A 21,206-nucleotide genomic window follows, 5' to 3' on the forward strand; every position below is an offset into this window, starting at 1 on the left:
ATCAATTACATTCGTGGTAATATTTATCACATGAATCGTTATTATCGTTACAGCATATACAGAATGTTTTTTGAACAAATAAACTAACTACACTAGTAGAACCTTCTTGCTTTGTAAGAGTAAGACTTTGAAAATCTTCAACTTGAAATATTTTTGTTTGAACAGGTTGTAATGTAGTAGTAATTGGTACGTTAGATCTTCTTGTTAGAATAGTTACTTGAACGGGTGCACTCATACCGACAACGAATAACTGAATTAATGTTTTATTATGATTGTTTGTAAAATCCTCAAATACAGTTTGTGGAGCGGTGGTTTCAAGGAAAACAGATACAGGTATATTCCCATTTGCATTTTCTACAGAACCAGCTATCGTATGAGTTTCAATAAAACAGTTGTTTTTTTGATTGTTGGAATGCGATTGATTTTTATAATATTTTTTACCATCTTTATAAAAGTAATCAGCCATATGAATTTAAAGCTCCCTTCTTTTAGATATCTATATAGTCTATTTAATAAAGTGAAGTAGTGCTTGTACGACATAATAAAATCCGCTCTCGTAATTACCTGAAAATGTTATTTAGAAATTAAAGAGCGCCATTCAAGGCGCTCTCGGATAAAAAATAATATTGAAAAAGAATACCACATTATATTTTATGCATGTTCTTAATAAATGTGTAGTTTTTAACAAAATCCTTATTTGAAAACAAGAAGCCCTAGATTTAGGGCTTCTTGTTTTGGTATTCTCACATGGTTTTTCAAAAAGAATAGAACATATTGAAGATAACATGTGAATGTTTCATAAATGTATCAAAAAAGTGAACAAAATCGTTATTTTAATTAGTTCAGCCCCTTGAAGGGCGCTCCAAGGGGCGAAGATTCGAGAACTTGTAAACTCTTGTTTAATTACATGAAAACTCCCTAAGGAGAATCTATGATATTTTAACACTCAACTAACTATTTTGACAAATATATATTGATAAAAGAAACCCCGATTGTCCGCGGGGCTTCTAAGGGGAAGTGCCAAGTAATGACGTACTTGACTAATTAACCATATCATGAATTTTTTGGTAAAAATACTAGTAAATCCGTCCAATTGTATGATCGTTAATTTGAACAAAAACTCTATTTTGTAGAGCTTTAATTCCATGGGAAAAGAGCACTTTGTAAAAGTGCTCTTCTGACCAAAATCCATTTTGTAAAAGAGAGGAATAATATCATATGAATTTATTTTTAAATGTGTTTAAAATCGTATAAAAACTTCATTTTGCACAACAAAGCAGCCAGCTTAATTAGCTAACTGCTTGTTGTACAAAAGAAGATTAGGCCCTACAAGTAAATGATATGTAACTTTAAGTTACAACTATATTATAAGCAGAATTAAACATGTTATGCGGTAGTAAAAATAAGCTTAATCAAACTTTCATTTTGTATTAAGTTGGAATATAAAAAGAGCACTTAGTAAAGTGCTCTCGTGACGAGTCTCATTTTATAACGACTATTTTATAAAGAAAGGAACTCAGGATATTATATGTGCGCCAGTCAATTGAGTACCTTGTACAAATAAAGAGCAGCTAGCAAAAGCTAACTGCTTATATAAGGAAATCGGAGAAAGATAACCATGTGTCTACAGTATTGACGGAATATTGGTTTTTATTCGTGAAGAACTACGATTAACTTAATGCATAGCCCACAATCAAAGTTAGTGTTAAAAACACTGATAATAACATTGTTAGTAGAACTGTTACTATGCTTCTAAGCATTGATATCCAATTATCTACTTTAGAGAATCCTTTAATACCAGCAAAAAAAGTTCCTATTGAAAAAATGAGTACGAAAAATAAAGGGTGAAAATAAACGGCGTTTATAAAAGATGCATTTATTTCAGGTGTACATACTTCAAGATATAAAAGAAAACAAGCAATACAAACGAATGAAAAAATAAAGGACCATAGATTTATATTATGTTTCATAGGTTGCTCCTTTGTTATCGGAATATTTCTATTAAATTTTAATGGGAAATATAAGAAAAAGATAGTGTTTATAAGTTAGAATGAATTTTTTAACAAAATAATCCTTTTAAAGTAAAACAAACAGAATATAGTCCGGCTAGAAAACTAGAGGGCACCAATTCATTAAAGCAGCAATTAAAGCTGTTTTAGGAATAGGTGTTCTTTTTATTTTGAAAAGAGGGATGGGGAAATATGAGGGCACTAAAAGAACAATTACGCGAGTGGAAAAAGCAATCCAAGCAAGGAAAGAAGAAAAATAAGAAAAAACAAAAAGAGAAATTAAGTACTCGTGAAATTGGTGATTTAATGGGAATACATAGACCTTGTTATGAACGAAGACACGGAGCATTAAGACAAAAATAATTTAAAAATAAAAAGGAGTGGTCTTACATGACTAAACAATTATTTTTCTTACCAAAAATCGATAGAGTAGCAACGCAGAAAAAATTAGAAGGTGCTCTCGAAAATGTACATTTATATAGACAGTTTGGAATGATGCGTGAAGAAATGAAAGTTACTCCTTCTTATGAAATTAGATATCACGGATCTACAAATGATGTAGGAAAGCCATTAGAAGATGTAGCGATGGCTAATATTCAACAAAGTAAAAGAGAAGAATGGATTAAGCAAACATCATTTCGTATTGACCAGTTTCTTAGTCGTTTGGGTAATGGGCGTGCAGGAAGGGAGCAAAGAGACATCATCATTAAGCGTTATCTAGAAGATGAAGATGTATGTGATTATATGGTATATAACGAAATCGGCATGAGTGAGCGTACTTATCGACGTGTTAAGGCTAGAGTATTTTATAAACTTGCTTTTGCTCTTAGATTAGAAGTTTATGAGACTGAAGAAACTGGAGGTAATGAATAATGAATTTTGTTCAGCCAATACGTGATCCAGAACAAATACAGCAGCTTAAAGAGTATTTTAAGGAAAAGAGCTTACGCAATTACATCCTCTTCATTATGAAAATCAATACAGGCCTGAGAATCTCGGACATTTTGAAATTGAAGGTAGGAGATGTTAAAAGTAGTCATATATCTATGAGAGAAATGAAAACTGGGAAACAGAAACGAATACAAATTACTGCAGCACTGAAAAGAGAGCTTAAATGGTTTATCGAAGAAAGGGAAGATAATGAGTATTTATTGCAAAGTAGACAAGGTAGGAATCGTCCAATTGGTCGTAGTATGGCATATAAGATATTAAGCGGAGCAGTGGCAGAGTTTGGATTAGATGAAATAGGAACACATACATTGAGAAAAACATACGGGTCTCACATGTACATGCAAACGAAAAACATAGATTGCTCATGGAGATATTTAATCACTCGTCAGAGAAGGTCACGTTACGTTATATAGGTGTAAATCAAGATGCAATGGATAAGGCAATGACTAGGTTTAAAATTTAATCATTGCTTTTTCTTTTGGGATAGTTTAAAACCTTAGCCTGATTGCGATGGGATCGCCACATCAAAAAAATTCGCATGTTACGTTAAGACACATTTTAGGCAGAAAATCAGTAGTTCTCTGAAGAACTACCATTATCAATCCTGTTTTATTGGATAATCTTGAGAAAATATTTATCTGGATGAAAAATTAACATTTTTTCAATTTCCTGTAATTATAATTAAAGGTATTCTGTTAGTGTTATACAAATGTATCTTTCAATCTATTCCATGTATGAATCTAGTCTGGCTATCAACAGAATATTTCACACACAATTGAAAAAGGGGGAATGTTTATGCAAAGAATTTTAAAGTTCCTGTTCATGTTCGTTTTTTCTTTGATTTGTGTTTTGTATGTTCAAACGAACGCTTTTGCCGCACCTGCATACGAGGGAGTTGTCAAAATGAAGCAGCCGTCAGGCGAAACTTTTGAAGGCACGTTACATGGAGATGAATGGTTCCACTGGGTAAGTACAAAGGATGGCGACATACTTTTACAAGATCAGAAGGGATATTGGAATTACGCTGAGCTTACATCAGATGAACTGATATCAACGGGTACAAAATATAAAATCGATAAGAAGCCTTCAATGGCGTTAAATGAGGACAATTTGAATAAGTGGATAAAAAAATACAACCCTCAAGCAAAGAAAAAACAGGTGCACATGAATAAATTACAAAAAGAATCACCAAAAAATATTGATGGAACTGTCACTCCAGTTGTAGGAACCAAAAAATTACTTGTTTTGTTAATTGGGTTTACAGATGTTGATATTGCATATAACGATAACGACTGGAGTAACAAATTCTTTTCTACAAATCAAAAGTCAGTTAAGAATTACTATAATGAAGTAAGTAACGGAAAAGTACAGATAACTCCAGCTCCTGAAACATATGGTACTCAAAATGATGGAGTGGTTAAAGTGAAATTAGATTACGCTCATCCGAGTACATCGGGAAAAAGTATGGGTACGGTTATAACAGATGCACTCGCTAAAGCTGATTCTCAAGTGAATTTTGCTAGTCTTGATACTAATAATGATCAAGTCATTGACTCTAAAGATGGCTTCTACATTGTAAGTTTTCTTGCTGGTAATGAACAGGCTGCTCCTGGTGCTCCACTTCCTTATATTTGGGCACATCAGTCGTATGCTCCAAATACAAATCACGATGGTGTTACGGTATCAGGCATGTATACGGCGCAGGGTGAAAAACAATATGGTCATATGGCAACAATTGGTATCCCTGCTCATGAGTTAGGTCATTCCTTTGGCCTGCCAGATCTATATGGTGATAATAATCGTGTGGGTAGCCTAAGTATAATGGGTAATGGATCTTGGAATAGTCTACAAGGAGAAGATTATGGAGCTACACCGGGTCATATGGATGCTTGGTCAAAAGTAAAATTAGGATTTGTAACACCAAATGTAGTAAATACCACTAATAACTTTACTCTAAATGCTATCCCAAATAATTATAATGTGTTAAAGATTCCTTTAAAGGATAATACGTATTTTTTAGTTGAGAATCGCGCAAAGGTTGGGTATGATGCGAGCTTACCAACAAATTCTGGTGGTATTGCAGTTTGGCATATTGATGAATCCATGAATAATAATTCCAGTGATCCGCATCCTTTCATTGATATAGAACAATCAGTCAGTGAATACCAAGACCCGTTCTATTACACGAATCAAAATCATGCTGCTACCTTTGGTCCAGACACTAATCCGAATAGTAATACCTACACGGGAGAAAAATCAGGAGTAACGATTACAACGACAAGTACAAGTAATTCTGCTATGAATGTAGCAGTCACAACAAAAGAAGCTAGTTTAATTCCGCAAACAAACTGGACACTAAAATATGTAGATAGTTATAATTGGTACAATTTAGGTACGTATGCCTTTGATGGAAACAAAGACACATTTTGGCATACAAACTGGAGCCCCGTAGCTCCAATGCCGCACGAGATTCAAATTGATTTAGGTGCAACTTATAACCTCTCCAAATTCAGCTACTTGCCAAGGCAAGACGGCCAAATAAATGGAACGATTAAGGACTATGAGTTTTACGTCAGTAGTGATGGAGTAAACTGGGGAACAGCGGTATCCATAGGTGCTTTTGCAAACAATATTAACTTGAAAGAGGTCAGCTTTGTAAACAAGACAGGTCGTTATATTAAACTACGTGCATTAAGCGAGGTAAACAACAATCCATGGACAAGTGCCGCTGAAATTAATGTATTTGGGGTGGTTCAATAATATATTTGTGAGGTTATCTAATTAAATTATTGATACGCTAGTTCAAAGGGTTATCATCTGCTGAGAGTTCCCTCGGCATTTGATAACCTTTTGTTCTATACTAGCCAATATGCAAAAGAAAAACACGGATTGATAAAATTCATATTCTTAGCTTGGTAGCAATGTGGTGGTATTCCTTACAGTTACTCATAAATTTTGTACTATGTAACTCAAAAAAGAAAGTGTTATAAATTCAATGATACCAAGGGATTCAGCAAAGGGTTCAGTTACACACAATATAAGATATGGGTAAGTCATAGAGAACTTGAAATAATATATTAATTACTTAGTGAAAATAGTATGGATTAAGAAGATAATGATTTCAAATCGTCAAAGTAGAGAAAAAGATACGAATGATTAAATTTAAATGTGGGTTATAAAATTATTAATATAAATATAACGATTTTAAAAATGGTCAATGACATTTTCCTCAAAAATGGAAAAGTTGATATAAAAGCACATAACCGTTTACAGCCCAATACATATAGTGTCAGTGTAGTGATAAGCAAGTACAACATGACTGCAATGAAAAATTATTTTTCTGTTAGCTTGTTTTCATTACGAGTTAAATTAATAGAACTTCTGTTAGTTATTATGAAACGCATCTTTGTTATAGGATCGGGGGGGAATATCTTGGCTGCAGAAAAAGGATATAGAAGTGGTTGTGGTTATGGCGGAGGATTTGCATTACTAGTCGTATTGTTTATCTTGCTTATTATCGTTGGCGCTGCTTGTTTTTGCTAGTTTATGAACTTCATTTTTTTCTAGAGAGGAGGAGTGTATCTTGGCTGCAGAAAAAGGATATGGAAGTGGTTGTGGTGGTTATGGCGGAGGATTTGCATTACTAATCGTATTGTTTATCTTGCTTATTATCGTTGGTGCAACTTGTTTTTGCTAGTTTATGAACTTCATTTTTTTCTAGAGAGGAGGAGTGTATCTTGGCTGCAGAAAAAGGATATGGAAGTGGTTGTGGTGGTTATGGCGGAGGATTTGCATTACTAATCGTATTGTTTATCTTGCTTATTATCGTTGGTGCAAGCTGGTGCGGATATGGTGGTTTTTAAGTAACAACCTTCTTATATCACCAAGAATAAATAAAGGGTTGCTTCACGTAGTGTGAAGTAATCCTTCATTAATATAGTTTAATATATGTTTAGAATATATAATGTGTTCGTTATGAAAGGAGAAAAAAATGGGATCTAGCCCATATTTTAATAAAAATGTTTCGTATCAAACTTCATCTATTCCAATAACCGAAGTAACTCAGAAGAAAAGTCGAATAATAGCGGCCGAAGCTGTTACACTTTCCAAAACGAATAATGAAACAACCAATGAAGCAATCAATGGAACGACTGATGAAACATTAAAAAAACAGAAAAATAATTCATCTGATTATTCGCCATTCCAAATTAATATTCCTTATTTTAATATAAAAATAACTTCGACAGAGATATTAGGTGTTGCTAAATCCGTATTTATGCAAGCTCTTATTCAAAAGGTTCAAGATCCGGTATTTTTAATGAATCTTTTGAATAGTGAAGGTGGAAAGAAACTACTTAATTTAGCAGGTGATTTTTTTAAAGATACTGCTACGAAATCAGAAAATGATAAAGATGAAAACTAACATCAGCCTTTATTGATATACATCTCTTTGATAGCTCTAATTTCATAAATACTACAATCACAAAAGATAGGGATTAAAAATAATCCCTTCTTTTGTGAGCATAATTGCATTTTTCATTGTAATTATATGTAAATCAGATAATAAAAAGTGAAAGGGTTATGGCCGTTTTTTGGCAGGAAATGTGCCGGTCGTTTTGGAGTTAACATGATATATTTGTATTGTGAGAAGTGGCGGAAAACACAACTCATAATATACCTTTATAATCTATAAAATCAATTAATGGATAATATGAGCCGTATGATGGCTACTTCCGCAAGCCAATTAGGAGGATTAAAGACCGTCATGAGTGGTGTATATGGAAGTATGTCAAACAGTAGACAAGCCATGACAAATAGTGTATCAAATCAAGTCATTAATAATTCTTTCGGATCATCTGGCGGTGGAGTTATTCCAATGCTTGGTGGAGATTTATTGAAGTACCCGTAAATTTAGAAGGAAGAGACGTGGCACGCGGTACTTATCGGCTATACAACCGAGTATCAAGAAAGAGAAGAAAAGAGAAACTCAGCCTTTTAGGTTTGGGTTTCTTTTATTTTATAAAAAAACGGAGTGTCAAAATGAGCTCTTTTACATTCAACAATCAACGAAAAGAATATATCCAACTAGAAAGAGGATGGAGCCCGCCAACATGGGAACCTCTAAAACGTAAATTCTTAAACACGCCTGGATATCCAGGCGCAAGATTATTAGGAATGGAAACAGATCCTCGTCGACTTTCTGTCCCTGTGGGAATTATCGTTCCAGATGGAACAGATTTAGAAACGTTAAAAGAAGAAATAGCGACATGGTTAATTACTGAACAAGCAACCGAGCTAACTTTTGATACAAAACTAGATAGAACATATATAGCTGTTATTGATGAAGATTTTAATGTTGATAATTTTATGAGTTTAGGAAAAGGCACCTTAAAATTCATTTGTCCAATGCCTTATAAACTAGGCCCAAGGAGAAAAATAGATTTCAAATTACAAGGAAGTAGATTAATTACAAATATATCGAATAATGAGAGTAAATATTCTGATCCTACGTTCATAGTTAAGGTAGAAACTCCCTCTACTTTTATTGATATTTCACGAAAAAAGGAAGAAGAAATTCAACATTTTCGTATGGGATACCCTGTTTCTGTGGAAGAACGAACAGTCGAGAAAGAACAGCTTGTTATGCACGATGAAATGAAAACAATGGTTGGTTGGAATCAAAATGGTCCAAACACTAACGAAGGTGAAAACACAGGAACTCTAAAGTCAGATAGTGAGCGCTTTGTTATAGATAACTTTGGTGCAGGTAGTACATGGCATGGCGGAGTGGCTAGGAAAAGTTTAAAAGAACCGCTACAGGATTTTACTGTTGAAGCAAACGAAGAAACAGGTGAGTATCTAACTTTTGAAAAGATTAACGGTGGGAAGTTATACGTCGCTGATGCAGATGCCTTACAACGTTGGACAGAAGATGGTTCACACAAATATGACATCTATAGTCCACAAACAGAAGATCAAAATATGTCAGCCGAAAGATTAAAACAACTAACGGAAGCGGAACTAAAGAAACGTATTAATAGCACTGTACAGTATGAAGTAACTCCAATTGCATTAGAAAAGATATTTGGTTTATCTCATGAAAAAGTAAATAAGGGCGATATTGTCCATTTCAAAGATACAAAATTTACGCCACCTTTGTTTTTAGAAGCACGTCTTATCGCAGCGGATGAATGTGATACAAATGCGGCAAATGATAAATATTATTTTGTTGATTTTAAAGAAGTAGAAGATACGAGAAGTCTGTTAGATCACATGTATGCCCAAGTTATGGGCAGTCTAGCTGGAAAAGCAAATAAAGGCTTGTTAGATAAGTTGGAAGAACTTGTGAAAGAGACAAATGAACAAGTTGATGTTGTGAAAAAGGAATCAGAAGCAGCAAAAAAGTTAGCAGAAAAAGTACAAGAAAACCTTAAAAATTATCAAACAAAAATTATTGAAAGCGCAAAACCACCGACAATCGGTTTAGAAAATGGAAAAACCTTATGGTTAGATATTTCAAACGGCAAGCCTGGCATCCTCAAATTATGGAAGAATGGCAATTGGGAGTCGGTTGTTCCTGATATGGACAAAGTAAAGGAAGATACCTTAGAGCAAGTCAACAAAGATATTGAAACCACAAAAACAGAGTTGAATAAAAAAGTTCAAGAAGCACAAAATCAAGCAACAGGACAATTTAATGAAGTGAATGAAAGATGTTGAAGATTACGTTGGTGGAATTGGTAACCAAACGGTTTTACGCAATGTCTTGTAGAAGAACGACACGAAATATTGGCAATTAACTTCAAACGCAGTAAGAGATACACAAGTCACTTATAAGAGGTGCAATTCACTTAGTGTTATTACTACAGGTAATATGACTTATTTTTTATCCTGTTTCTTTCTTAGTTGTACCTAGCGCGTTTTTATAATTCTTTATTTAATTCCTAATTTAAAGAACAAACTATCCAAAATAACATGATTTATATGACTATGTATACTCTTTTTGGAAAATATTGTAATTAATTAACATTTGAAACTATAACACAAATTATTTAAATAATATATCTAAATTTATCGTCATCACAATGGTGCTTGTCTTTAAATTTTCAGCAATCATTATTCCAGGAAATCTTTTATGCCTCCCTTCAATTAGGGTCAGTATTATTCTATGTTTTAGTAAAAAAACTGCTTGTTTATTAACCTATTATTATACTTTTATATGATAGAGAGCTTTCTACTAGATATAGAATTCATAAAAACTATGCTAATTTTTAAGGGAGAGTGGATAGAACTACTGATTATGAAATTAATCAACACACATTTATCAAAGAAAATATTCTAATTTAAAATAATTTCTTATTTTGGAGTATACTGTCTTGAATGTATATTTCAAAATTGAATAGGTAAAAGATTTTATGTAACAACAAATAAAACTTCAGTATATGTAAAGCGATTTTTTACGAATATATAGCTTGATAAAAATAAAAATCATCATTTGGTAACCATGTTCATATCGTGATATCCAAAATTAAATTCAAGATAACTCATGTAATAAAGACTTCATAATTTTACCGAATCTGCGAGATACGTTGAAAACAGAATTTGTATTCCTCTAAAAATATTAATTTTCAGAATTTTCAATAAAAATGATTAGATTATACTAACTTAATGATAATGATTAAAAAGGCTACTATAGAACCCAAACATTAGTAGAAGAAAGACATATACAAGTATTATGAGTTTGAAAATTTCATAAACTCTAAAATCTTATAAAAAGAGGAGCATAAAACATGAGCGAACAATGTCCAATTAATGTACCATGTCAGGTAGCGGGACAAACCCAAACACCATTAAGTGATGAGACTGCAACACCAATTGTTACTCCAGGAGCACCTATTGTAAAGATTCCAGTTGTATTAGCTGAAAGAACGCTTCAAATTGTTGTAGAGTCCGATATTTCATTAGAGCCTCCAGCAGTCGAAATTAAACGCATCTTAAAAAACGTATTTTTAACACAATGTAAGTTAGTGCCTGTAGCATTCGTACCAGTACCAGGTACACCTTACCGACGAGTTACAAGAGCGAAATTATTTGTACAAGGCTATATTCGTAAAAATATTGAATATGCAAATGACGAGTGTAATGGAGTTCTATATGATCGTATTGCAAATGTTCCATTTTCTGGTTTTGCAGATCTGACAGAAGGTGATTTTCTATCATTAGCTTTAGTAGCTTCTTCTTCGGACACTACTTCTCATTTTATAAATCCTAAAAACGGTGATTTACCACGTCTAGACAAATATTTCTTTGAAAATGCAGTTTTTTATAACGAACAACCATATTGTGAATTAGTAAGCGCTCAATTTTTTGAATTAGACTTTTCACCTTGTCCTACAAACCTAAACGAACCATTTGATACGCTTCGTGAAAAAATTGTACTAGATCTTACTTTAAAAGTTTTACAAGTACAACAAGTACAAGTAGCACTATAAAAATAAAAAGAAATTGTCTTTGTTAAAAAGACAATTTCTTTTTTATTTTTATACAACATATATAATGATGAAATGGTCACATACAAAAAACAAATTTTTTGAATTTCATCAGACGGGGGGATGGTGATGAAAAATCCATGGATTGGTAAGGGGATATGGGATGAAATTTACAAGTATAAAAAACTGAATATACAAGATAATTTACACGAAAAAAGAGGGGGAAAAGAAGAAATACCACCTGAATTAAAGGGAGAATATGTAGCATCAAAATTAGAGAAAGAAGGTAAAGCGTCTGGATCACAAATAGGGCCTTTAATACGCTCACTGGTGGTCAAAACTCCATTTTCTATTTTTTCAGAAGTAACTAGTTTTAAAATATTTCCAAAAATAAATGTTAAAAATCAAGAAGCATTTGTATTTAGGAATGAAAAAGGTGTAGAAGGGCGTGAATTAGATTGTAAGTTATTAACTACAGTGCAACAATATTATTCGGATAGTTATTGTAAATTAGTTTCTTTAAATCTTCATGAGAAGAGAATTCATTTTGAATTATATAACCAAAAAAATAAAGGGAATAAAGAAGAGAATAAGGTAGAGGCATCTTCATGGATTCCTATTCACAGTATAATATTAGAGAGTGAAAATGGGGAAGACGTAAATAATTTTATTACAGCGAAACTACCAATAGAAATAGGAAGATATAAAGGTGAAATTAGTTTACGAGAAAAGGTTGTATTTAAAGAAAAAGTCATTGGAATAAAAGAGGTTGAACAGGAGATTATTTTGACAAAAACCGAATTTTTAATACCAAAGGTAAAAAAGAATGAGCAAAATACACTTACAGTTGAAAAAGGGAGCTTATTGGTAGAAGGGTATATATATCAATGTATTGAATACATATCAGAACAAAGTAAACTTCATGATAATGAGCATCAGTTAATACAAAATATTGTATTGGAGTTAATCATTCAAGTAATACAAGAACAAGAAGTACAAGTGCGAATTAAATAAAAATAATTATATTCCCTCGATTAGCTGATTATTTTTATTCGTAGTGTATCGATGGGTATTCTTTTGTAAATCATTCAGTGCTGCAAACTATTTGTTAAATGGTTTATCCTTGATAAATACAATTTTACATTGTTACTAAATTGTATGAATCTCCTCTGGTTTAAGTTTTAAAAAAGTGCTAACAAGTTTGCAAACGATCTTGCTAACACTTATACAGAATAGACATAAATTATCGCTGATATGTCGTTTTTAAAAATAGTCTTAATCAGTTAAATCACACTTATACGAAATGCTCATAAAAACCGTCTTAGTATCAAGAATATAACATGTTAGGTCAAACAAACCTTGATATAACAATGTTTGTTTAACTTAAATTTGTAAAACATTTACATTTTATAAATGCAAGTTATCCAAATCAACGTAATTATAAACATAAACATGATTAACACCAATCGGTTTACGTGACATTCGTATATTTTAAGTCTTTGATAAATAATACAATTTAAATTTTGCAGATCAGTAGAATGAGGAAATATGCTTAGAGTATTAGCGAAACCCAATCCTAATCAATTCTTTATCATTTATTTCAATTACGAATCTATATTCTTTGTCTAATATCCAGTAATAAAAACTGACTGCATCAACGTCAACTAGTGATTGGAATACTTTATCAAGATTTGTACTTACTACAGGGATTTCATAGTTATCCCATATTATAAAAATCTGTTCGTCAAAATCTAGTTGGTTTGCTCTAATAAGGGAAATTAGTTGTTCTTTGTTCGAAGCTATGAATTGGTTATCTATCTGTTCCCAATCTATTCTTCCCGAGACAGTTATAGGAAATGAATTCATTAAAATAATAGCAATCTGCTGGCTTTTTTCTTGGGAGAAAATGAGAGTTTCGTTTCCTAGGGATTCAAGGCATTCACTAAACAAAGGGTTTGTGTCATTGTTGTTTTTGGTTTTCAGTGCTCTTAACTTTTGTCGCAATTTCCATTGTCTTGACGATCTATCATCCATTTTTAACATTCCTTATACAATTATTTAAGAATGAGTATAGCATATAAGGGAAGTCTTTATGAAAAGGAACTTTTTAAATATAAATTAAATAAAAGCGTTATTTGAAAAAAAGCCTTTTAAGGAAAGATAAGAGGCCATCAAAAAATATAACAACATGAAAATTTTATATTATGTATATACAATTTAAAGAGTTAGTGGAAATAATAAAATGTATAAAATTCTTATAAAAAAGCCCTAGGATTAGGGGATCTAGGGCTTCCTCTGTTGGTATATCTCACACGACATTATAAAAAGAAAAGAACTTAATGAAGGTAACACATGAATGTTTCGTAAATGTATCAAAAAAGTGAACAAAAGCGTTATTTTATTAGAAAAGTATGATTGTATGAAATAACATGTATGAAAGAAGAGGCGTTAGCAAAAATATCCCTTAACGAAATCGGCTTTATTTTTCAGCAAAGTAACCTTCTTAAGTGACTCATGTTGTATAGGTAGCAGAGAAAACAGAAAGAGTTCTTTTTATGGAGGACGGAGAAGTTGTTAGTGAAATACAACTAGGCAAGTTTAGGAATGATGATTTAAAAGCGCGAGAAGAGAAATTGTTAAAATGGTTAGCTGTACTCGGATTTTAAAGACAAAAACTCCTATTGAATATAGGAGTTTTTTCTTTGTTTGAAAGTTCGAAAAGATATATAATAATTTTCTGACTATTAATTTATGGAGGGGTATTAATGAAAACTGAAACGTTACACACACAAGAAGACATTTTAAAAATGCTTGATTCATTATTAAGACCTGCAGAACCATTTTGGAATGAGTTTTATGAGAATAGAGAAAAGGATGTTCCGTTTTTTGAAAATATTCCAGATGAGAATCTAGTTTCGTATATACAAAAAGAGAGAGTTTCAAAAGGGAAGGTATTAGAACTTGGATGTGGTCCAGGTAGAAATGCCATTTATTTAGCGACTCAAGGATTTGATGTAACAGCAGTGGATTTATCTGTAGAAGGCATTAATTGGGCTAAAGAAAGGGCATTGGCAAAAGGGGTAGCAATTCATTTTATTTGTGATTCAATTTTTAATTTAGAGGTTCAAAACGAATTTGATTTTGTATACGATTCGGGCTGTTTGCATCACATTCCACCGCATAGAAGAATAAATTATGTGGATTTAATTAAAAACTCATTAAAATCGGGTGGTTATTTCGGATTAACATGTTTTGCGGCAGGCGATTTAGATGAGCGAAATGGATCGGAAATAACAGATTGGGATGTATATAGAGGATGGAGTCTACAAGGTGGTCTTGCATACTCGGAAGAAAAGTTAAGAGAGATATTTAAAGAATTTGAGGTAATTGAGATTAGAAGGATGAAACAAATGAAACAACCGAAAGAAATGTTTGGAGAATCATTTCTTTGGACAGCATTATTTAAGAAGAAATAATAAAGTAGATAATTGACAAACTCATCGTTTTTATAGACAATACACTTATAGGAATGTACGTTCGGTTTTTTGCCGACTTATGTTTTACATAAATATATAACAAGGGGCTGTCTCCATATGAGTAACACAAATCAAAAAATTACTACGTTTTTAATGTTTGAAGGCAAAGCTGAGGAAGCAATGAATTTTTATACGTCGCTATTTGACCAATCGGAAATTGTAAGTATTTCTCGCTACGATGAAAATGGACCTGGTAAAGAGGGAACTGTAATTCATGCAACTTTTACGCTAAATGGCCAAGAGTTTATGTGTATTGATAGTTATGTAAATCATAATTTTACATTCACTCCAGCTATGTCTCTTTATGTAACTTGTGAGACAGAAGAAGAAATTGAAACGGTCTTTCATAAACTAGCGCAGGATGGAGCAATTCTTATGCCTTTAGGTTCTTATCCGTTTAGTAAAAAGTTTGGCTGGTTAAATGATAAGTATGGTGTATCTTGGCAGTTAACTCTTGCTGAATAAAAAAGAAAAAGCGTAGCTTATTTTTGTTTGTAAAAGATGTTCATCTTGTATGGAATGAAGTTTCTAGGGTTTTAAAGAATAAGGGTATTCTTATTGCTGGATTTACAAATCCGTTACTATGGATTTTTGATGATAACCAAGAACAAAAAGGTATTCTTGATGTTAAACATTCAATTCCTTCATCAACATTGGATTATTTACCAGAGGATGAAGTTCAAGATTACATCGATTCAAATCAAACAATAGAATATGCACATACTTTAGAAGACCAAATCCAAGGCCAAATTGAAGCTGGTTTTGCTATAACAGGTTTTTATGAGGATGATTTTGGTGGAACAAGGATATTAGATAAGCATATTAAAACATTTATTGCGACAAAAGCTATAAAGTTAAAGATGGATTAAGAATTTTTGCTTGTCGCACGGGGCGTTAGTCGAAAAACGCTCTTAAAATAGAAAAGGATGGTGTTTTCCATCCTTTTCCTTATGTATTTTGATTGTCGAAACTATTCTCAAAACAAGTTTTACACTACCAATTGTATAATTAGGTTATGCTTTTATATTAAGAATTTTGCTGACCAAATCTTTTCCCGAGTTTAGCTAACAATTCAGGTTGATCGCTTTGGCTCATTATAACTTCAATAAAGATAAGTTGATTCTTATTAAAAGTTATATTTGTTAAGACTTCTGCTAATTCTGATTCATTTTCTACTTTAAATGTTAGACTTTTTTCTTCTGCCACAAATACCATTGATAGTTTATTGTAATCCCACATTTGTATATCATTATAAGGTTGGTTTTGGCCGTGAATGGCACGTTCAACAGTGTATCCGTTGTTATTGATTAAAAATATAATTGGTTTTAAATTTTGACGTAATATAGTTGATAACTCTTGGGCAGTTACTTGGAAAGAACCATCACCAATAATTAAAATGTTGCGCCGTGATAAATTGGCGAGCTGTGTACCAAGTAGAGCAGGCAGTGTGTAGCCGATAGATCCCCATAACGGTTGTCCTACATATGCAGTGTTATTAGGTAGAGGGATAGCAGCACTACCAAAGAAAGGTGTTCCTTGCTCTACAATTAAGACGTCGTTTTCTTGTAAGAAATGGTACATTTGCTGCCAAAAACGTTTTTGTGTGACCATTTGTGCTTTTGGAATGAACTCTTCAGTAAAAGGTGAGGATTCTAAAATAAATGGCTTAACGTCAAGGGTATCTTTATTACGATGCTCAATTGAATCACTTAAATGTTGTAAAACATCCTGCATTACAACTGGACCGTATTTTTTATCTATAATTTTCACAGTGTAGGGATGGATTTCTATAACTTGTTCTTTTGTAAAACCTTGTGTGAAGCCGCCTGTAATAGTATCAGTTAACTTCACACCAATACTAATAATACAATCAGATTCATCAATTCTTTTTCGCAAGTACGGAGAACTTACATCACCAGTATAAATCCCTATAAATTGAGGCTGTTTTTCTGGGAATATTCCTTTTCCCATACTTAACGTCGCGATGGGAAACCCAGTTTTTTCTACGAATTGATGTAAATTTTCTTTAGCGTGAAATCGATCTACTTCAAAATCAGCTAAAATAACAGGTTTTTTGGCACTATTTATTTGTGAAATGGCATGTAGAAGCATTTTATTTAATGCTTCTTTATTACTTAAAATAGGTTTATTTATAATAGGTTCTGTCGGTTTATTAATTGGTTTATTATACACATCAATTGGCAAATTAATATGAACAGGGCGTTTTTCATTCCAACATGCACGTAATACACGGTCAATTTCCTCAGCTGCATGCTCAGGTTTTACATTTGTTTGTGCCACAGTGATTTCTCGATACATATTGGAAAAGTGATCGAACTTTCCATCTCCTAACGTATGATGGACGATTGCTCCATTTTCCATTACTTTTGTTGGTGGCGTACCCGTGATTTTTATAACTGGCACGTTTTCCGCATATGAGCCAGCAATACCGTTAATAGCGCTTAATTCTCCAACTCCGAAAGTAGTAATAAGAGCAGCGATTCCTTTTATGCGAGCGTACCCATCTGCTGCATATGCAGCATTTAATTCGTTACAATTGCCAATCCACTTTAAATTTTCATGTGCTACCACATCATCTAAAAAGGCAAGATTATAATCACCAGGAACCCCAAATATATGTTCAATTCCTAATTCATGTAGTCTATCCAATAAATATGTACTTACAGTATATTGTTTTTTCAAATGAATCATCTCCTAATTATGCAATGAATGTTTCAATAGACTAAATAAGTTCTAATGCGTTGATTAAAATATTCATTACTAGATTGTGGTATAATTTACATACAGGGGGAAAGTAGATGACACAACATAAAGAAGAACAGATGAATGAGGCATTAGCATTATTTTATTTTGCATATAAAACATTTACTGAAAAGCCAGATGAAATTATAAAAGAATATGGCATTCAACGAGTACATCATCGAATTTTATTTTTTATCGCACGTTTTCCAGGGATAAGTGTAAATGAGTTATTATCACTATTAGAAATAAGTAAACAAGCTCTCCACGGACCGCTACGTCAACTTGTGGAAAAGGGCTTAATTGAGAGTAATGAAGCTAAGCATGATCGACGTGTGAAACAGTTGTCTTTAACAGAAAAAGGTACAGATTTAGAGAAAAAACTGAGTGATGTACAAAGACAACAAATGGGTGCTATTTTTTCAAAATTTGGTGAATCATGTGAGGACAATTGGCACCAAGTTATGAATGAAATGGCAAATAGCCGATCAGGTTTTGATGCTTGGATAACGAAACGTGAACTACCAGTCGATCAAAAATAATGAAAAAACTTCTGTTTTTATCGTTTGAAAAAGAACAAATTTTATCCATACATTTGGCAACTATGATTTGGTCATAGAGTGAATGGATAAAAAGATACATTACTAGATACTTTATACGTGTACGCAATGGAACAATAAAATTCACATTTCCGAAAGGGGAATTATAATGATAAAACTTGTACTTATTCGTCACGGACAAAGTTTATGGAATCTTGAAAATCGCTTTACTGGATGGACAGATGTTGATCTATCAGAGAATGGATTAAGTGAAGCGAGAGAAGCAGGAGCAATATTAAAGAAAAACGGATATACTTTTGATGTGGCTTATACATCAGTATTAAAACGCGCAATTCGGACGTTATGGATTGTACTTCATGAGATGGATCTTACTTGGGTTCCAATACATAAATCTTGGAAGCTAAATGAAAGACATTATGGTGCATTGCAAGGGCTGAATAAAGATGAAACTGCACAAAAATATGGTGAGGAGCAAGTTCATATTTGGAGAAGAAGTGTTGATGTAAGACCACCGGCTCTCACTGAAGACGATCCTCGATATGAAGCGACCGATCCAAGATATAAAACACTCAAAAAAGGTGAATTTCCATTAACTGAATGTTTAGAGGATACGGAGAAGAGAGTACTTGCTTATTGGCATTCAGAAATTGCGCCGACATTAAAAAGTGGTAATAAAGTAATTATTTCATCACACGGTAACACAATTCGCTCGCTAGTAAAATATTTAGACAACCTTTCAAGTGATGGTGTAGTTTCATTAAATATTCCCACTAGCATTCCGCTTGTTTATGAATTAGACGAAAACTTACGTCCGATTCGTCATTATTATTTAAGTATGGATGGAGAAGTACCTGAAGGGGAAATTCCGAAACATATTTCTTTTTAATACGAAAATTTGAAATGAATGCTTGTCTACATATACAATATAGACTCATGGTAAAGTGAAATTTTAATCAGTGGGGGTCTTATTTCCCACAAATAACAGGATAAAAGACGTGGTACTTTCTAATATATATGCGATGTAGCTAATTTTAGAAGCTTGTCCACGTCTTTTGTCATAAAGAGAGCAGCTTGCGCATGTAATGATATCGTGAGTAGTTTTTGAATGGAGGGTGATGTGATTAATGATCTCTAACATTCGAATTGGCTTATTTGTTTTAGCGATTGTCTTTGTAGTCCTTGTTTTCTTTTATTGGAAAAATGAGGAGTTGTACGAGGAGAAAAAGCAACGTATTAGAAAGACTTGGTATGGTTTGTTTATCATATCTGTCACCGTGTATTTCATGATAAAAGGAATTGATTTAACCCTCTGGAAAAATCTTTTAATGTTTACTGCAATGGTTATTTTTGTTGATATTGCGTTCATTTTAACGCCTAATATTTCAGAAATATGGGGTGCGAAATTTAGCGATATTGGCAAGACAGTTCAATCAATAAAACGATCATTAATTGCATCTAAAGCGAGAGGGGAAATATACACGACAATTATTCAAAATGTTAATCCAGCAGTATTCGGTACGATGGAATGGCATACGGAAGAGGAATATACAAAGAGCTTAAATGCATTTTTAGATTCATATGGGGAAAAGATTGGCGCGAAAATTGTTGTTTTTGAAGCCGCGAAGGAATTAAATACAAACTTTCGTGGTATTCGCTCGCAATTTAGTATTATCGTTCCGTTAGAACATATCGAGCAATTGAATGAGCAGAAAGCGGTGCAAGTAGAAAATGTCGGGATTATACCAGCAAAAATAGTAAGTGACGTTTTCATTGTTATTGATGGAAAGAAAAATAACCTGCAAGATCGGGATTTTGAAAATGTATATAATTTAACAATACATCATAGTTATTTTAGTAAATAAGGACAGAATCTTTTTCTGTCCTTTTCTTCTATACATAAATTAAAAACAAAATCCGACAAAGTTGAATAAAATTGGACAATCATTCCTACACTAGCATGTAGAGGTGATTGTAGTGGTAAAAGATTATGACAATGATTTTTTTAAAGAAGGTAACGAAGATACAACAGATTTCTCTTTAATAAAAGGGGATACGTTGCAGCAAGTAGAAGAATTAGAAGAAGAATTAAAAAGAAAATCATAAGTGTACACTCTTTCTACATTTGCTATATAATATAAATAAAAGGTTGTATCTTTTTGAAAAGGGGGAGAAGAGATGGCTGAAGTCAATGTGCAAAAGTCTTCGTTTTTTAAAGAAAAAAAAGAAGAATCAAATACAGATTTCTCTCTTGTGAAAGGTGCATTAACGGAGAATATAAATCGGTTAGAGAAACTGATGAATAATAGTAGTTCAAAATATATACAGGTGAAAAGAACAAAAGAAAATGCATAGAGCATTTTCTTTTTTTTATTTAATAGTAAACTTTTCTCTTATTTTTTCAGGCAAATCTGCTTTCTGAATCTCTTCATAGGACTTTACTTCAATTGATGATATTTCATTTTTATTATTATCATCTTGATCTACATAAAGGCGTAAAAACGCGTCTGCATTTAATTTATGATTGTTTTCTTTTTTTGTACTTCTAAATGTAATTTGTTTTTTGACGCCATCTTCATCATATGCGGGCAGCGTATAGTTTCGTAAGTTTCTACCATCTACCTTTTCGATAGTTCCTTCGCCTTTTATCTGCATGTAATATACATCTTTACCAATTCTATTTAGTGACGCTCTCTCACAGCCAATAGTAAAACTAGAAAATAATAAACATAGTGTAATAATTGCTAAAAACTTTTTCATTTTCTTTATCTCCTTTAATGTGTTTCTTTAAAAAGTATACGGCTATTATTAAATGAGAAAAATCGATATAGATTACAATGCCCTTACAATGTTGTAAGAGTGTTTTACATAAAATGAACAATAAAAGTTAAAAGAAAGGTAAAA

Annotated in this window: 22 protein-coding genes and 4 pseudogenes; 21 read left to right on the forward strand and 5 right to left on the reverse strand. The window is 32.6% G+C overall.

The annotated features are described in order from the left end of the window. Position 1 precedes the first annotated feature (1 nt). Positions 2-466, reverse strand: a complete 465-nt coding sequence (locus tag ACTL4X_RS11910) for a hypothetical protein (RefSeq protein WP_000796395.1) — start codon at positions 464-466, stop codon at positions 2-4. A 1,204-nt stretch (positions 467-1,670) separates the two neighbouring features. Then, positions 1,671-1,970: a hypothetical protein gene (locus ACTL4X_RS11915; protein WP_000682208.1), complete on the reverse strand. Its 300-nt coding sequence runs from the start codon at positions 1,968-1,970 to the stop codon at positions 1,671-1,673. Between the two features lie 231 nt (positions 1,971-2,201). Between ACTL4X_RS11915 and ACTL4X_RS11920 the strand changes: the two genes are divergently transcribed. From ACTL4X_RS11920 to ACTL4X_RS11975, 12 genes and pseudogenes are all read left to right on the forward strand, one after another. Continuing rightward, a complete protein-coding gene (locus ACTL4X_RS11920) occupies positions 2,202-2,372 on the forward strand; it encodes a hypothetical protein (RefSeq protein ID WP_001202055.1) in 171 nt (56 codons plus the stop codon). Positions 2,373-2,399: 27 nt separating this feature from the next. Further along, positions 2,400-2,882, forward strand: coding sequence for an ArpU family phage packaging/lysis transcriptional regulator (locus tag ACTL4X_RS11925; RefSeq protein WP_000166127.1), 483 nt, complete (start codon positions 2,400-2,402; stop codon positions 2,880-2,882). Further along, positions 2,882-3,423, forward strand: a pseudogene (locus ACTL4X_RS11930) (site-specific integrase). The gene ACTL4X_RS11925 and the pseudogene ACTL4X_RS11930 overlap by 1 nt, the downstream one beginning before the upstream one ends. Positions 3,424-3,755: 332 nt before the next feature. Continuing rightward, positions 3,756-5,720 (forward strand): M6 family metalloprotease domain-containing protein, encoded by a 1,965-nt coding sequence (locus tag ACTL4X_RS11935; protein ID WP_001188938.1) that lies wholly within the window; start codon positions 3,756-3,758, stop codon positions 5,718-5,720. A 672-nt stretch (positions 5,721-6,392) separates the two neighbouring features. Then, positions 6,393-6,503, forward strand: a complete 111-nt coding sequence (locus ACTL4X_RS11940; protein ID WP_000718602.1) for a YjcZ family sporulation protein — start codon at positions 6,393-6,395, stop codon at positions 6,501-6,503. Between the two features lie 40 nt (positions 6,504-6,543). Beyond that, positions 6,544-6,657 (forward strand): YjcZ family sporulation protein, encoded by a 114-nt coding sequence (locus tag ACTL4X_RS11945; protein WP_000718600.1) that lies wholly within the window; start codon positions 6,544-6,546, stop codon positions 6,655-6,657. Between the two features lie 40 nt (positions 6,658-6,697). After that, positions 6,698-6,823, forward strand: a complete 126-nt coding sequence (locus ACTL4X_RS11950; protein WP_000718599.1) for a YjcZ family sporulation protein — start codon at positions 6,698-6,700, stop codon at positions 6,821-6,823. 128 nt (positions 6,824-6,951) lie between these two features. Next, complete coding sequence (locus ACTL4X_RS11955) at positions 6,952-7,383, forward strand: hypothetical protein (protein ID WP_000535863.1); 432 nt, start codon at positions 6,952-6,954, stop codon at positions 7,381-7,383. A gap of 270 nt (positions 7,384-7,653) precedes the next feature. Further along, positions 7,654-7,959, forward strand: a pseudogene (locus tag ACTL4X_RS11960) (phage tail tape measure protein); the annotation flags it as partial. Positions 7,960-8,000: 41 nt separating this feature from the next. Continuing rightward, entirely contained in the window at positions 8,001-9,680 is a 1,680-nt protein-coding gene (locus ACTL4X_RS11965; RefSeq protein WP_033696295.1) for a distal tail protein Dit, read from the forward strand. Positions 9,681-10,750: 1,070 nt separating this feature from the next. Further along, positions 10,751-11,452, forward strand: coding sequence for a CsxC family protein (locus ACTL4X_RS11970; RefSeq protein WP_001294982.1), 702 nt, complete (start codon positions 10,751-10,753; stop codon positions 11,450-11,452). Positions 11,453-11,578: 126 nt separating this feature from the next. Next, positions 11,579-12,463 carry a BC_2427 family protein gene (locus ACTL4X_RS11975; RefSeq protein WP_000795504.1) on the forward strand — a complete coding sequence of 295 codons (885 nt, stop codon included), beginning with the start codon at positions 11,579-11,581 and terminating at the stop codon, positions 12,461-12,463. 546 nt (positions 12,464-13,009) lie between these two features. Here ACTL4X_RS11975 and ACTL4X_RS11980 read toward each other — a convergent pair. Then, positions 13,010-13,483 (reverse strand): CDI toxin immunity protein, encoded by a 474-nt coding sequence (locus tag ACTL4X_RS11980; protein ID WP_000342724.1) that lies wholly within the window; start codon positions 13,481-13,483, stop codon positions 13,010-13,012. A gap of 491 nt (positions 13,484-13,974) precedes the next feature. Between ACTL4X_RS11980 and ACTL4X_RS11985 the strand changes: the two are divergent. The 4 genes and pseudogenes from ACTL4X_RS11985 to ACTL4X_RS12000 all read left to right on the forward strand — a co-directional run. Next, positions 13,975-14,115 (forward strand): annotated as a pseudogene (locus tag ACTL4X_RS11985) (ABC transporter ATP-binding protein); the annotation flags it as partial. 99 nt (positions 14,116-14,214) lie between these two features. Beyond that, positions 14,215-14,925: a class I SAM-dependent methyltransferase gene (locus tag ACTL4X_RS11990; protein WP_000846294.1), complete on the forward strand. Its 711-nt coding sequence runs from the start codon at positions 14,215-14,217 to the stop codon at positions 14,923-14,925. Positions 14,926-15,042: 117 nt separating this feature from the next. Then, positions 15,043-15,450 carry a VOC family protein gene (locus ACTL4X_RS11995; protein WP_000072495.1) on the forward strand — a complete coding sequence of 136 codons (408 nt, stop codon included), beginning with the start codon at positions 15,043-15,045 and terminating at the stop codon, positions 15,448-15,450. A 23-nt stretch (positions 15,451-15,473) separates the two neighbouring features. Then, positions 15,474-15,854 (forward strand): annotated as a pseudogene (locus ACTL4X_RS12000) (SAM-dependent methyltransferase); the annotation flags it as partial. 157 nt (positions 15,855-16,011) lie between these two features. Here the strand turns inward: ACTL4X_RS12000 and ACTL4X_RS12005 are convergent. Next, the gene (locus ACTL4X_RS12005; RefSeq protein WP_002041140.1) at positions 16,012-17,697 is read right to left on the reverse strand and encodes an alpha-keto acid decarboxylase family protein; all 1,686 of its coding nucleotides are present in this window, start codon (positions 17,695-17,697) and stop codon (positions 16,012-16,014) included. A 107-nt stretch (positions 17,698-17,804) separates the two neighbouring features. On the opposite strand from ACTL4X_RS12005, the gene ACTL4X_RS12010 reads away from it, so the two are divergent. The 5 genes from ACTL4X_RS12010 (at position 17,805) to spoIISB (ending at position 20,657) form a co-directional block, all read left to right on the forward strand. Further along, positions 17,805-18,287, forward strand: a complete 483-nt coding sequence (locus ACTL4X_RS12010) for a MarR family winged helix-turn-helix transcriptional regulator (RefSeq protein WP_000191885.1) — start codon at positions 17,805-17,807, stop codon at positions 18,285-18,287. A 166-nt stretch (positions 18,288-18,453) separates the two neighbouring features. After that, positions 18,454-19,191, forward strand: a complete 738-nt coding sequence (gene gpmA / locus ACTL4X_RS12015) for a 2,3-diphosphoglycerate-dependent phosphoglycerate mutase (protein WP_000594152.1) — start codon at positions 18,454-18,456, stop codon at positions 19,189-19,191. A gap of 238 nt (positions 19,192-19,429) precedes the next feature. After that, the gene (locus ACTL4X_RS12020; protein WP_000624977.1) at positions 19,430-20,167 is read left to right on the forward strand and encodes a type II toxin-antitoxin system SpoIISA family toxin; all 738 of its coding nucleotides are present in this window, start codon (positions 19,430-19,432) and stop codon (positions 20,165-20,167) included. Between the two features lie 112 nt (positions 20,168-20,279). After that, on the forward strand, positions 20,280-20,408 hold the full coding sequence (locus ACTL4X_RS12025) for a hypothetical protein (RefSeq protein ID WP_000237819.1): 129 nt from the start codon (positions 20,280-20,282) through the stop codon (positions 20,406-20,408). Between the two features lie 72 nt (positions 20,409-20,480). Next, positions 20,481-20,657 carry a stage II sporulation protein SB gene (gene spoIISB, locus ACTL4X_RS12030; protein ID WP_000852629.1) on the forward strand — a complete coding sequence of 59 codons (177 nt, stop codon included), beginning with the start codon at positions 20,481-20,483 and terminating at the stop codon, positions 20,655-20,657. Positions 20,658-20,672: 15 nt separating this feature from the next. On the opposite strand, the gene ACTL4X_RS12035 is transcribed toward spoIISB, so the two are convergent. Further along, positions 20,673-21,062 carry a YxeA family protein gene (locus ACTL4X_RS12035; protein WP_000713869.1) on the reverse strand — a complete coding sequence of 130 codons (390 nt, stop codon included), beginning with the start codon at positions 21,060-21,062 and terminating at the stop codon, positions 20,673-20,675. Between the last annotated feature and the right edge of the window lie 144 nt (positions 21,063-21,206).

This window comes from Bacillus sp. RE35, assembly GCF_052146655.1.
Taxonomy (GTDB): domain Bacteria; phylum Bacillota; class Bacilli; order Bacillales; family Bacillaceae_G; genus Bacillus_A; species Bacillus_A cereus.

Bases quoted from the DNA above. Each gene is read 5' to 3' on its own strand.
- ACTL4X_RS11915 (WP_000682208.1), bottom strand. From the start codon at position 1,970: ATGAAACATAATATAAATCTATGGTCCTTTATTTTTTCATTCGTTTGT.
- ACTL4X_RS11975 (WP_000795504.1), top strand. From the start codon at position 11,579: ATGAAAAATCCATGGATTGGTAAGGGGATATGGGATGAAATTTACAAG.
- ACTL4X_RS11925 (WP_000166127.1), top strand. From the start codon at position 2,400: ATGACTAAACAATTATTTTTCTTACCAAAAATCGATAGAGTAGCAACG.
- ACTL4X_RS11980 (WP_000342724.1), bottom strand. From the start codon at position 13,483: ATGGATGATAGATCGTCAAGACAATGGAAATTGCGACAAAAGTTAAGA.
- ACTL4X_RS11955 (WP_000535863.1), top strand. From the start codon at position 6,952: ATGGGATCTAGCCCATATTTTAATAAAAATGTTTCGTATCAAACTTCA.
- ACTL4X_RS12010 (WP_000191885.1), top strand. From the start codon at position 17,805: ATGACACAACATAAAGAAGAACAGATGAATGAGGCATTAGCATTATTT.
- ACTL4X_RS12035 (WP_000713869.1), bottom strand. From the start codon at position 21,062: ATGAAAAAGTTTTTAGCAATTATTACACTATGTTTATTATTTTCTAGT.
- ACTL4X_RS11995 (WP_000072495.1), top strand. From the start codon at position 15,043: ATGAGTAACACAAATCAAAAAATTACTACGTTTTTAATGTTTGAAGGC.
- ACTL4X_RS11920 (WP_001202055.1), top strand. From the start codon at position 2,202: ATGAGGGCACTAAAAGAACAATTACGCGAGTGGAAAAAGCAATCCAAG.
- spoIISB (WP_000852629.1), top strand. From the start codon at position 20,481: ATGGCTGAAGTCAATGTGCAAAAGTCTTCGTTTTTTAAAGAAAAAAAA.
- ACTL4X_RS11990 (WP_000846294.1), top strand. From the start codon at position 14,215: ATGAAAACTGAAACGTTACACACACAAGAAGACATTTTAAAAATGCTT.
- ACTL4X_RS12005 (WP_002041140.1), bottom strand. From the start codon at position 17,697: ATGATTCATTTGAAAAAACAATATACTGTAAGTACATATTTATTGGAT.
- gpmA (WP_000594152.1), top strand. From the start codon at position 18,454: ATGATAAAACTTGTACTTATTCGTCACGGACAAAGTTTATGGAATCTT.
- ACTL4X_RS11935 (WP_001188938.1), top strand. From the start codon at position 3,756: ATGCAAAGAATTTTAAAGTTCCTGTTCATGTTCGTTTTTTCTTTGATT.
- ACTL4X_RS12020 (WP_000624977.1), top strand. From the start codon at position 19,430: ATGATCTCTAACATTCGAATTGGCTTATTTGTTTTAGCGATTGTCTTT.
- ACTL4X_RS11910 (WP_000796395.1), bottom strand. From the start codon at position 466: ATGGCTGATTACTTTTATAAAGATGGTAAAAAATATTATAAAAATCAA.
- ACTL4X_RS11965 (WP_033696295.1), top strand. From the start codon at position 8,001: ATGAGCTCTTTTACATTCAACAATCAACGAAAAGAATATATCCAACTA.
- ACTL4X_RS11970 (WP_001294982.1), top strand. From the start codon at position 10,751: ATGAGCGAACAATGTCCAATTAATGTACCATGTCAGGTAGCGGGACAA.